General features: G+C 41.6%; 11 protein-coding genes and 1 pseudogene. 1 reads left to right on the top strand and 11 read right to left on the bottom strand.

The window, feature by feature from the left end; all coding sequences use genetic code 11:
* Positions 1–48 precede the first annotated feature (48 nt).
* The 3 genes from PSU72_RS00665 to PSU72_RS00655 all read right to left on the bottom strand — a co-directional run bounded on the left by PSU72_RS00665 (position 49) and on the right by PSU72_RS00655 (position 1624).
* Positions 49–555 (bottom strand): catalase, encoded by a 507-nt coding sequence (locus tag PSU72_RS00665; protein WP_300429623.1) that lies wholly within the window; start codon positions 553–555, stop codon positions 49–51.
* Between the two features lie 43 nt (positions 556–598).
* Positions 599–1024, bottom strand: coding sequence for an organic hydroperoxide resistance protein (locus PSU72_RS00660; protein ID WP_300429621.1), 426 nt, complete (start codon positions 1022–1024; stop codon positions 599–601).
* A gap of 129 nt (positions 1025–1153) precedes the next feature.
* A complete protein-coding gene (locus PSU72_RS00655) occupies positions 1154–1624 on the bottom strand; it encodes a MarR family winged helix-turn-helix transcriptional regulator (protein WP_367186074.1) in 471 nt (156 codons plus the stop codon).
* Positions 1625–1851: 227 nt separating this feature from the next.
* On the opposite strand from PSU72_RS00655, the pseudogene PSU72_RS00650 reads away from it, so the two are divergent.
* Positions 1852–2004: pseudogene (locus PSU72_RS00650) on the top strand (IS3 family transposase); the annotation flags it as partial.
* Between the two features lie 227 nt (positions 2005–2231).
* Here PSU72_RS00650 and ccoP read toward each other — a convergent pair.
* The 8 genes from ccoP to PSU72_RS00610 form a co-directional block, all read right to left on the bottom strand.
* Entirely contained in the window at positions 2232–3143 is a 912-nt protein-coding gene (ccoP, locus tag PSU72_RS00645; protein ID WP_300429616.1) for a cytochrome-c oxidase, cbb3-type subunit III, read from the bottom strand.
* Positions 3144–3281, bottom strand: a complete 138-nt coding sequence (locus tag PSU72_RS00640; protein ID WP_300429614.1) for a cbb3-type cytochrome c oxidase subunit 3 — start codon at positions 3279–3281, stop codon at positions 3144–3146.
* A gap of 13 nt (positions 3282–3294) precedes the next feature.
* A complete protein-coding gene (gene ccoO / locus PSU72_RS00635) occupies positions 3295–3921 on the bottom strand; it encodes a cytochrome-c oxidase, cbb3-type subunit II (protein ID WP_300429612.1) in 627 nt (208 codons plus the stop codon).
* A gap of 9 nt (positions 3922–3930) precedes the next feature.
* Positions 3931–5367 carry a cytochrome-c oxidase, cbb3-type subunit I gene (gene ccoN, locus PSU72_RS00630; protein ID WP_300429610.1) on the bottom strand — a complete coding sequence of 479 codons (1437 nt, stop codon included), beginning with the start codon at positions 5365–5367 and terminating at the stop codon, positions 3931–3933.
* Positions 5368–5389: 22 nt separating this feature from the next.
* Complete coding sequence (locus PSU72_RS00625) at positions 5390–5776, bottom strand: DUF934 domain-containing protein (RefSeq protein WP_300429608.1); 387 nt, start codon at positions 5774–5776, stop codon at positions 5390–5392.
* A 136-nt stretch (positions 5777–5912) separates the two neighbouring features.
* Positions 5913–7655 carry a nitrite/sulfite reductase gene (locus PSU72_RS00620; RefSeq protein WP_300429607.1) on the bottom strand — a complete coding sequence of 581 codons (1743 nt, stop codon included), beginning with the start codon at positions 7653–7655 and terminating at the stop codon, positions 5913–5915.
* A 138-nt stretch (positions 7656–7793) separates the two neighbouring features.
* Complete coding sequence (locus tag PSU72_RS00615) at positions 7794–9212, bottom strand: PLP-dependent aminotransferase family protein (protein ID WP_300429604.1); 1419 nt, start codon at positions 9210–9212, stop codon at positions 7794–7796.
* An 81-nt stretch (positions 9213–9293) separates the two neighbouring features.
* Positions 9294–10685 carry a PLP-dependent aminotransferase family protein gene (locus tag PSU72_RS00610; RefSeq protein WP_300429601.1) on the bottom strand — a complete coding sequence of 464 codons (1392 nt, stop codon included), beginning with the start codon at positions 10683–10685 and terminating at the stop codon, positions 9294–9296.
* Positions 10686–10773: the final 88 nt, after the last annotated feature.

Raw genomic sequence — 10773 nt, 5'->3', positions numbered from 1 at the left:
GGGTGGGTCAATTTTAAATGCAATTGGTGGGTCAGTTATTAATGCAATTCAACAGCTTGGTTTTGCAACATCAGGGCCACTACCAGCAATTGAATTTAATAGTCCCAGAAAATCTTCTGGTTTCGCGGTGGGAAATCCATTAGTAGAAATACTTACGATATCTGTATAGCCACCACCTGTTAATTTGAAACGAATGGCAATCCCTAGAGGCAAAGCGTTAACATCAGCGTCTGAAATTGTTGGCAACCCTGTTGCGTCTGAGAATCGAACAATTACTGGGGTTGATTTGCCCTGCAAATGCACTGCTTTACTCAAGCTGGCAGCTTTATTTGCTGGAATAAACTCTCCATCTACGACAATTCCCTTTGCATGACTTGCACGATATCCATCATGTGGACCGCCAGCTAACTTGTTCAGTGTGTTAACGAGTTGCTCTACTACAGGCTTTTCGCCTTCGGCTGTGACTGCATCGGCGGCGTAGACATTTGTAATGCCTGATACTAGAAAGCTGAGTGAAAATGCTTGAGTTAGCAATAATCTTTTACTTGATTGCATAATTTAATTCCTTTATAAACGATCAAAGTTGATACTATAAAATTCAGATAACGGTCAAACGGACATCAATATTTCCATGTGTTGCATTTGAATATGGGCAAACAATGTGAGCCTTATTTACTAATGCCTCTGCTACATAGCGCGACATACCAGGCAATGAGATTTTTAAATCAACTTCAATACCGAAACCATTAGGGATAACTCCAATACCTACAGTGCTCTCAATAGATGCGTCACTAGGTATGATAACTTTATCCTGTCCGGCCACTAATTTCAGCGTGCTGAGAAAACAGGCACTGTAGCCAGCCGCAAATAACTGTTCCGGATTCGCTCCCTCACCTCCCAAACCTCCAAGTTCTTTGGGCGTTGTTAAATTTAGAGTTAGCTTGCATTCTGGCACGATTACTTGACCTTCGCGCCCGCCTGTAGCACGGGCATGCCCTCGATATAATACTTTTTCTATTGTCATGATAAATCTCCTATTTAAAGTTAAAAAAACTAACCACCTAAATTTTAATTGCCATTTAAATAGCTTGCTATTTAATAGTGCGCTATTTAAATGGCAAGATACTATTCTGCATCCGAAACTTTTCTTCTTTTATATAGAGTTTTTAAACAAATTGTTTCTTAACAAAATCAGGCTGTCGCGCATATTTGTGAGCTCTTGCGGTGTGCATTCAGTGGCACAGAAGACTCTGTCACGAACTTCTATTGCCCGCTGCTTGAGATCTCGGCCCTGTTCTGTGAGGCTAATGATGACGTTTCGTTCATCATTTATAGCTCGAATACGTAATAACAGTCCCTGAGACTCCATCCGCTTTAACAGAGGGGTGAGCGTTGCTGAATCCAAAAATAGACGCCCCCCAATTTCCGAAACTGACAGCGAATCATGTTCCCACAAAGTCATCATTACAAGAAACTGTGAATAAGTAATTCCCAACTTCTTTAGTAAGTTACGATAGACCTTGTTCATTCCCAACATCGTCGAATAAAGTGCAAAGCAAAGCTGATCATCTAGCACCAACAATGAATTTTGATCTTCTAATAAAGTTTTATTTTGCGTTGTCATAATTACCATTATTACATAGCGTGCTATATAATAGCAAGCTATTTATGAGGACCAATTATTAATAATATATTTACCTAGTGCCAAACTCAATGAATTGTAAGAACTATCATTTTTCTTCACCAATAGGCAGTGACTATAATGATAAAACTTGAAAAATATTTGATGCTAGACAATAAAGGTGGCGATATTTAAAATTTATTCTCTGATTAAATATATCGATTGATAGATTGAGTCGACTTGGGAATTATTATGATACTGCAATCGCTGAGTCCTTCTTCAGCAATTTGAAGAAAGAACGTATCAAACGAAAAACCTACTTAACAAGAGAAGAAGCTAAATCAGAGATATTTGAATACATCGAAGTGTTTTACAATAGGTAACGTTAGTACAGTTATCTTTATCAACTGAGTCCGATAGCGTTTAAAGCGCTGCAAACAGGAACTAATAGTCGTCTAGCAAAGCGGGTGAAGTCCAGTACTAGTTTATTCTGACGGATTTCAGGCTTCCTGATTGCAGACTGTTCAATTGAGAGCCTTGGCTCGTTGCTGCCAGTCGCCAAACAATTAGTCCTTTCAGAGTTAATCATCAATTTGAGATTTTGCAGCTATTATTTAGTATCAGGGGCATTAGATAGTCCCCAAACATACGCCGCTAAAACATGAATCTGAGCTGGTGTGAACTTTTCTTTCCATGCTGGCATTTGGTTGACTTTACCTTCATTGATACGTTTGATAATGGCGGCTTCACCTGCGCCATGCAACCAAATGTTGTCAGTGAGGTTGGCCGATCCAATATCAGTATTACCTTTACCTTCAGGGCCATGACAAGCTGCACAAGTGGCAAACTTCTCTTTACCCAAACCTGCGAGACCAGAATCATAAATACTGCCAGATAGGCTAAGTACATAGTTAGCAACGTTTTTAACATCTTCTGGTGTGCCTACAGCTGCTGCCATTGGTGGCATCATACCGATACGGCCACCAGTGATGGTTTCTTCAATCTTAGCTGGACTACCACCGTGTAACCAGTCGTTGTCAGTTAGATTTGGAAAGCCGCGGCTACCTTTAGCATCTGAACCATGACACTGAGCGCAGTTGCTCATAAATATGCGCTCGCCAATGTTCATGGCTTTAGCATCCCGAGCAAGATCTTCTGTCTTCATTGAGCTAAACCTTGCATAGATTGGTGCAGTACGTTTGCTGATAGCAGCTTCCTCTTGCTCATATTGTCCAAGTGCAGTCCAACCGAATAATCCTTTGTATGTACCTAAACCTGGGTAAGCAGCTAAATAGATAAACCCGAAAATACAAGTAAAAACGAAAAGATACATCCACCATTTTGGTAAGGGATTGTTCAACTCAACAATATCTCCATCGTATACATGGCCAGTTACATCACCACTTTCATTCACTTGCTCCATTTTGCTTGCACTAAACAATAAGGCTAAGCAACCAATAATTCCACCGACGGTGATGAAGGAAATTAAATATGGCCAAAAACTACTAGTAAAATCACTCATTTATTCGTCCCCAAACGGTAAGTTTGCCGCTTCATCAAAATCTTTTTTATTCTGTTTAGACCAAGCCCACACCCAAATTCCAACAAACAGAATTAAGGATGCGACAGTTGATATGATGCGTAAATCTATAATATTCATCTGTCCCTATCCTTTACTTAAGTGAGGTGCCCAATATTTGTAGATAGGCTACCAAAGCATCCATCTCAGTTTTGCCGTTTACTTCATCGAAAGATTTAGCAATTTCCGCGTCAGTATATGGAACACCTACAGTTCTTAGCCCACGCATATGTGCTGGCAGATGTACTGCATCTACTGTGTTTTCACTCAGCCATGGATAGCTCGGCATTACTGACTCTGGAATCAAATCACGTGGATTATTCAAGTGGATACGATGCCATTCATCGCTGTATTTATTGCCCACACGAGCAAGATCTGGCCCTGTGCGCTTACTTCCCCACTGAAATGGATGGTCGTACACTGACTCACCCGCTACAGAATAGTGGCCGTAACGCAAAGTTTCTGACTTAAATGGACGTATCATCTGCGAATGGCAGTTGTAACATCCCTCACGCGTATATATGTCACGACCTGCGAGCTGTAGTGGCGTATAAGGCTTTAACCCTTTAATAGGTTCTGTGGTTGATTTTTGGAAGAACAGTGGAACAATTTCCACTAATCCTCCAAATGAAATGACGCACAATATCAACACAATCATCAAGAAATTGTTAGTTTCAATATTTTCATGCGTGAAGGTTTTTTTGTTTTTATCTGAGCTCATTTTGTTCTCTTAAGCATCAACAAGTTTTGAAGGGATTTGCACAAGTACCTGCTGACCATTAGCGACTGTTTTAAATACATTCCACAGCATAATAATCATGCCGCTTAGATATAAGCCGCCGCCAATCACACGGATAACGTAGTAGGGGTGGGTAGCTTTCACCACCTCAACAAATGTGTAGGTTAAAGTGCCTTCGTCTGTCATCGCACGCCACATCAAGCCCTCTGCGACACCTGCAATCCACATGGCCGATATATAAAGCACTACTCCGATAGTCGCAAGCCAGAAGTGAAATTCAATAGCTTTAGTGCTGAACATTTTTGTTTGGTTATACAAGCGAGGTACTAGGTAGTAAATCCCCCCCATAGCAATGAAGCCAACCCAACCCAATGCACCTGAATGTACGTGGCCTATGGTCCAGTCGGTGTAATGTGAAAGCGCATTGATAGTTTTAATTGCCATCATTGGACCTTCAAAAGTGCTCATGCCGTAGAAGGACAACGATACGATCATGAAGCGTAAGATAGGGTCTGTACGCAATTTGTGCCATGCGCCTGACATCGTCATAATGCCGTTGATCATGCCACCCCAACTTGGTGCTAATAAAATCAGAGATAACACCATGCCAACCGATTGAGTCCAGTCAGGCAATGCTGTGTAGTGCAAGTGATGTGAGCCTGCCCACATGTAAGTGAAAATCAAACCCCAGAAATGCACAATAGACAAACGATATGAATATATGGGTCGGCCAGATTGCTTAGGAACAAAGTAATACATCATTCCTAAGAAGCCAGCCGTTAAGTAGAAACCTACAATATTGTGACCGTACCACCATTGAATCATGGCATCTTGCACGCCTGCGTAAGCTGAATATGATTTCATCCACTCAACTGGAACTTCCATACTATTTACAAAATGTAGAATGGCCACAACTATAATAAATGAGCCATAAAACCAGTTTGCAACGTAAATATGTTTTATTGTTCTAGCTGAGACTGTTGAAAAGAAAACGATTGCATAGAGTATCCAAATGATTAATAAGAACGCATCAATCGGCCATTCAAATTCAGCATATTCTTTACCTGAGGTATAACCCAAAGGTAAGGAGATAAAGATTGCAACAATGAACGCTTGATAACCCCAAAATACAATACGAGACAGCAACGGAAACTGTAAGCGTGTTTGTCCTGTGCGTTGAACAATATAAAAAGATGTACCTAATAAAGTACAACCTGCAAAGGCAAACACCACTAAATTTGTATGTAGTGGACGCAGCCTTCCAAAACTCGTCCAAGGTAACCCAAGGTTGAGTTCTGGAAATGCGAGCTGAGATGCAATAATTAATCCAACCAGCATACCAACTACGCCCCATACTACTGCCATCAAGGTGAAGTTCCTCGCGGCGTAATCATCGTAAAATGTTTGTACTGTATCGTTAGTACTCATAAATTTAGTCCTTAATTAATACTCAAAAATCTGATACTTGTGATGAATTTATTTTTACTGGTTTGGGATATGACTTCTGATAATGCACAGTGAATGTTTCAAATGACTTCAATGCTAGCTCTGGGTCATGTCCTTCTTTAACTAAAAAACTGTCGAACCCGCATCTTGCCAAGTAATGAATGGTGTCTATGAGTACATCACCGACTGCCCTAAGCTCTCCAAGCCATCCTAATTGAGTTCTTAGAATTTGAGCCAAGGAGAAGCCTCTACCATCCTTGTAGTTTGGGAAATCAATAGCAATAAACGTAATTGCCAATGCGTTAATACTACTTACGCCTATAGGCAAGAAGTCTTTGGAGTCGGCATGCGCAGGGACTAATATCGCAACTGAATGAATACGCTGACTCATTGAGTCTTGATTAACCTTCCAACAATCTAAGGTAACCATCCAATACGCTTCATCTGGCGGGAGTGTTGTTAAGGTTATGTCATGGAGGCGCCAGAGGTCATCTTCTAGCTCACCATGTCGAATTAATCTTGGACTATTAGACATCGACCACCTCGGTATTTAGTGGCGCTTTTAAAAGGATAGGATCCGAATACACATCTTCTTTGAACGGACCGATACCTAGCCTCTCAACAACATCGATGAAGCGTTCTGCGTCGCTATCACGCAGTCTTAAATAGGTTTGAATTAAGCAATAGATGACATCTGGAATTTGCTCTCTAGCAAATGACGGGCCAATCACGCGCCCAATAGCCGCGCCACCACCCCTAATTTGAGTTTGGTTGGTATCTATGTTGACGCCACCATTTTGTCTGCCGCCAATTGTAATTTGGTACCACTCTTCACCAGCTTTATCTACACCTAAAATTCCAATATGGCCAACGTGGTGATGCCCGCAAGAGTTAATACAACCCGATAAATTTAAATCAAGCTCACCAATTTCATAGACAAAATCCAAGTCGTCAAAACGTTCTTGTATGGCGGCGGCTACTGGAATAGATACAGCATTCGCTAAGCTGCAATAATCACCACCAGGGCAAGCAATGATATTAGTGATATAGCCAATATTAGGTGTGGCCAGCTTGAGTATATCGAGTTCCAACCACAATGAATAAAGACTTTGCCTTCTTACATCAGCTAGGATTAAATTTTGTTCGTGAGATACTCGTAACTCTCCGAAACCGTATTTTTCAGAGATGTCGGCAATCGCTTCCATCTGATCTGCGGTAATGTCACCTGGCGGTACGCCAGTAGCTTTTAATGAAACAGTTACGGATGCATAACCTGTGACTTTGTGATCATGCACATTTGTCCGAAGCCATCTTTCAAACTTAAGATTACCAGCAGCTTGCAAAGTGATTGAGTCATCATTTTCAATCAATGTTGTGTCGTATTTTGGCCATACAAATCTGCTTGATACTTCATTGACATATTCTTCGCTCACTTTATCTGGACCATCTTTAATGAGTTGCCACTGCTCATCAACTTGCTGTCCAAATACTTCTGGCGTTAAATCCTTAACGAGTATTTTTATTCGTGCTTTGTATTTGTTATCACGTCGACCGTGAAGGTTGTAAACCCTAAGCGTAGCCTGCAAGTATGTTAATAAATCACTCCAAGCCACGAATGGTTTGATGAGTTTACCAACAATTGGTGTTCTTCCCAGCCCACCACCTACCCAGACTCTAAAGCCTAAGACACCGTCAACTTTTACTGCCTGAAGCCCAATATCGTGTACTCCGACGGCAGCTCGATCTGTGAGAGCACCACTGACTGCAATTTTGAATTTTCTGGGTAGGAAAGCGAATTCAGGATGCAGCATAGACCATTGCCTAATAATTTCGCACCATACTAATGGGTTGATAATTTCATCTGGCGCTAATCCTGCAAAATGATCGGTAGTTGTATTGCGGATGCAATTTCCACTTGTTTGAATAGCATGCATTTGCACTGTGGCAAGCTTGGCTAATATCTCAGGAACATCCTCAAGGCGTGGCCAGTTAAACTGTATATTTTGTCTTGTGCTGAAATGGCCATAGCCCTTATCCCATCTGCGTGCTACATAAGCGAGCATTCTGAGCTGTTTTGAAACTAGCATGCCGTAAGGAATTGCAACCCGTAACATAGGTGCATGGCGCTGAATGTATAGGCCGTTTTGTAGTCTTAAAACCCTGAACTCTTCTTCACTCAACTTTCCAGTTAGGAAGCGTGCTGTTTGATCTTTAAATTGAGCAACACGTTGCTCAACAAGTTGCTGATCTATTTCATCATAGATGTACATTCTGTCGCCTTAATTTTTGACAAATTAGAATTGCCAAATATGTTTTAAGAATGACGAAGAATAGTATTTTGCTGAATAAAAAAACAGAATCAGATTGTTACAATAAAACCATATCAGTTTTGAATTTAGGTTTAAAAGTTATGGAGTTAGATCCGCCACTATTGCCCCAAGCGTGGCCAAGGACGCTTCGGTGCGAGCATCCCATATATGCCCATAGTTCAATCTAATATAATCAGTAAAACCCTTTTGAGCAGAAAATATAGGTCCAGGCGCTACACTTATTCCGTTGGCAAGCGCTATGCGGTGAAGCTCGAGCGCATTTACACCATCAGGTAGTTTCATCCATAAGAAATAGCCTCCTTGCGGTGGTGTTAGCCTTGTTCCTTTAGGAAAATACCGCTCTATGGATTCAATAAATTTAATTTGGTTAACTAAGAGCGTGTGGCGTAAGTTACGTAAATGTTTATCGTAACCACCTTTCTGTAAGTATTGAGCCAATGCTACTTGTGCTGGAACAGACGCACTCAGCGTTGTTGTTAGTTTTAAACGCTCTATCAATTTAGAGTATCGTCCAGTCGCGACCCAACCAACGCGGTAACCTGGAGCAAGGCACTTAGAAAATGACGAGCAGTGCATGACTAAACCTTCTTTATCAAAAGCTTTAGCCGGAGCGGGCCTTTTTTCTCCAAAATATAACTCACCATAAACATCATCTTCAATCAAAGGCACTTGGTATTTGCTCAGCTGAGCAACCAAAGCTTGCTTTTTCTCATCTGAAAGCAAGCTACCTAATGGATTTTGGAAGTTAGTCATCAACCAGCAAGCTTTAGGTTTGTGATGATCTAAAGCCCATTCCATTGCCTTAAGATCAATACCATCTCTTGGATGACTTGGTACTTCGACGGCTCGCAGTCCCAGACGCTCAATAGATTGCAATGCAGCATAAAAAGTCGGTGATTCAATAAGCACGGCGTCACCAGGCCTAGTGACAGCCATTAGACAAAGATTTAGAGCCTCTAACGCACCATTAGTAACAACAATTTCATCTGTAGGGATATTTAATCCATCTATCATGTACCGAAGAGCGATTTGACGCCGAAGGTTTGGATCGCCAGGGCTCAAATTGTCTACACTTTGCCAAGCATCCATTACTTGAACGCTTGAGGCCATTGTTCGGGCTAAACTAGCCATTGGGAATAATAATGGGCTAGGGAAAGCTGAGCCTAAAGGTACAATGTTTCTGGCTCGTATTGATTCAAGCACCTCAAATACAAGTTCGCTGACATCTACTTGTGTGGATTTCTCATTCACTTCTGATTTAGGTTCCGGCGAAGGAGAAATACCGATAGCCCCTCCAGTTACAAAGTATCCAGAACGCTCATGCGCGCTTATTAGCCCTCTAGCTTCAAGCAGATAATATGCTTGGAAAACAGTAGAAGGGCTAATATTCCTAGAGTGGCTGGTATGTCTGATAGAAGGTAGTTTGTCACCACGACAAAGTACACCCTGCTGAATTGACTCTGCAATTGTATTGGCAAGCTGTTCGTATAGTTTCATGGATATTTTAATTAAGCCTGATGAGTCGTATAGAAAAATTCATGATTTTAAAATAAGCCATTTCGAACAGAAGTCTCGTGCCTACATCATTGGAATGTGAAGGTGATGAGGGTATTCAAGTGTTTCAGAAACAAGCTTCAGGCCGAGTTCACATTCGTCCCTAGAATTAGGACCTCCTAAACAAATTCGCACAGCTTCTAAAGGATTGTTGTCTGTACTAAAAGCAACACTTGAAACTGCTCCAACTCCTTGAGTACGTAATTGCAAGGCAAACTCAGACGCACGCCAACCAGCAGTTAGGGGGATAGGCAACCAAATGTGAAATCCATCTGGATTAGATAAGAAAGGCCATGCCTTTAGTACTCTTTGTGCAATAGCTTGACGTGCACCAGACTCTAATCTAACCGCTTTCAACATTTCATTCGCGATACCATTCTTTACCCAGTTAGTGGCGAGTAAAGCCGATATGGGATTTACCATGACGGTAGTTGCTCGCAATGCACCAGCTAAACGTTGTGCTTGACGAGCTGAGGGGGCGCATACATATCCTATTCTTAGCCCTGCGCCTAAACATTTCGAAAATCCGCTGATATACCAAGTTAAATCAGGTGCAAGTCTTGCAATGCTAACTGGCGTTTCTACTGGAAGCATCCCATATGCATCATCCTCGATAATTGGAACATTGTAACGAAGAGCTATGTCTGCCAAAGCTTGGCGTCGACTAAGAGGCATTGTTTTAGTATTAGGGTTTTGCAGTGTAGGATTACAATAAAATGCTTTTGGCTGCTGAGTCTTACATGCATCCTCAAGCGCACTCACAATTGGACCATCTGCATCACTTGGAATTGAATGAAGTCGAATACCTAGTTGAGCTGCAATTGCTTTAATTCCGGGGTAAACCAAGTCTTCAACGCAAACAACCTGCCCTGGACGTGCTAACTGTGACATTAATGCCAGCAAAATGCTATGAATGCCAGAACTGACCAGCACTCTTTCCGCGCTACAGTCGGGTACATAGGGGCTTAGCCATTGTGCAGCAATCTCGCGGTCTTCGGCTGAGCCACCAAAATCCTGGTATCTCATAAGATTGTATATATCAGCATTTTCAATGAGGCGTGCAGCATCAGATTGCAGTTTCGCAGCCAATCCTGCCGGTTCAGGTGGCATGTTCATTGTCATTTCAGCACTACTACCATCTCGCAACAAAATGGCAGGTGGACGTCCACGTACAAATGTACCCGTACCTGCTTGGGAGTCTATCAAGCCACGCTTTTTTGCTTCACTGTAGCCGCGAGCAATTGTAGTGTAATTTAGCTGAAGCTCATCAGCTAAATCTCGTAAAGCGGGTAAACGATCGCGAGCGCGTAGCCTATCATTACTAATATCCTCCTCAATTAAATCAGCGATGAGTAAGTAAGCAGGTTTTTTGCTTTCAGATAGCTTTTTAAGCCAGTGGCTAGTTAATGAAGACATTATTATTTTCAGTGCTCTTTGCTTTTTAAAATATTAGATTCAGTCATTTTTTCGTAAAATTGATGCAATGTGAGATGTAAATTCATCA

This window comes from Methylotenera sp. (assembly GCF_029945535.1).
Classification (GTDB): domain Bacteria; phylum Pseudomonadota; class Gammaproteobacteria; order Burkholderiales; family Methylophilaceae; genus Methylotenera.
Note: the sequence above shows the minus strand (reverse complement) of the source record. Positions and strands in the feature narration are given on the sequence as shown.

What these genes read in the sequence shown, in the direction of transcription:
- PSU72_RS00610 (WP_300429601.1), bottom strand. Translation starts at nt 10,685, where the DNA reads ATGTCTTCATTAACTAGCCACTGGCTTAAAAAGCTATCTGAAAGCAAA.
- PSU72_RS00640 (WP_300429614.1), bottom strand. Translation starts at nt 3,281, where the DNA reads ATGAATATTATAGATTTACGCATCATATCAACTGTCGCATCCTTAATT.
- ccoO (WP_300429612.1), bottom strand. Translation starts at nt 3,921, where the DNA reads ATGAGCTCAGATAAAAACAAAAAAACCTTCACGCATGAAAATATTGAA.
- PSU72_RS00655 (WP_367186074.1), bottom strand. Translation starts at nt 1,624, where the DNA reads ATGACAACGCAAAATAAAACTTTATTAGAAGATCAAAATTCATTGTTG.
- PSU72_RS00660 (WP_300429621.1), bottom strand. Translation starts at nt 1,024, where the DNA reads ATGACAATAGAAAAAGTATTATATCGAGGGCATGCCCGTGCTACAGGC.
- ccoN (WP_300429610.1), bottom strand. Translation starts at nt 5,367, where the DNA reads ATGAGTACTAACGATACAGTACAAACATTTTACGATGATTACGCCGCG.
- PSU72_RS00625 (WP_300429608.1), bottom strand. Translation starts at nt 5,776, where the DNA reads ATGAGTCAGCGTATTCATTCAGTTGCGATATTAGTCCCTGCGCATGCC.
- PSU72_RS00620 (WP_300429607.1), bottom strand. Translation starts at nt 7,655, where the DNA reads ATGTACATCTATGATGAAATAGATCAGCAACTTGTTGAGCAACGTGTT.
- PSU72_RS00615 (WP_300429604.1), bottom strand. Translation starts at nt 9,212, where the DNA reads ATGAAACTATACGAACAGCTTGCCAATACAATTGCAGAGTCAATTCAG.
- PSU72_RS00665 (WP_300429623.1), bottom strand. Translation starts at nt 555, where the DNA reads ATGCAATCAAGTAAAAGATTATTGCTAACTCAAGCATTTTCACTCAGC.
- ccoP (WP_300429616.1), bottom strand. Translation starts at nt 3,143, where the DNA reads ATGAGTGATTTTACTAGTAGTTTTTGGCCATATTTAATTTCCTTCATC.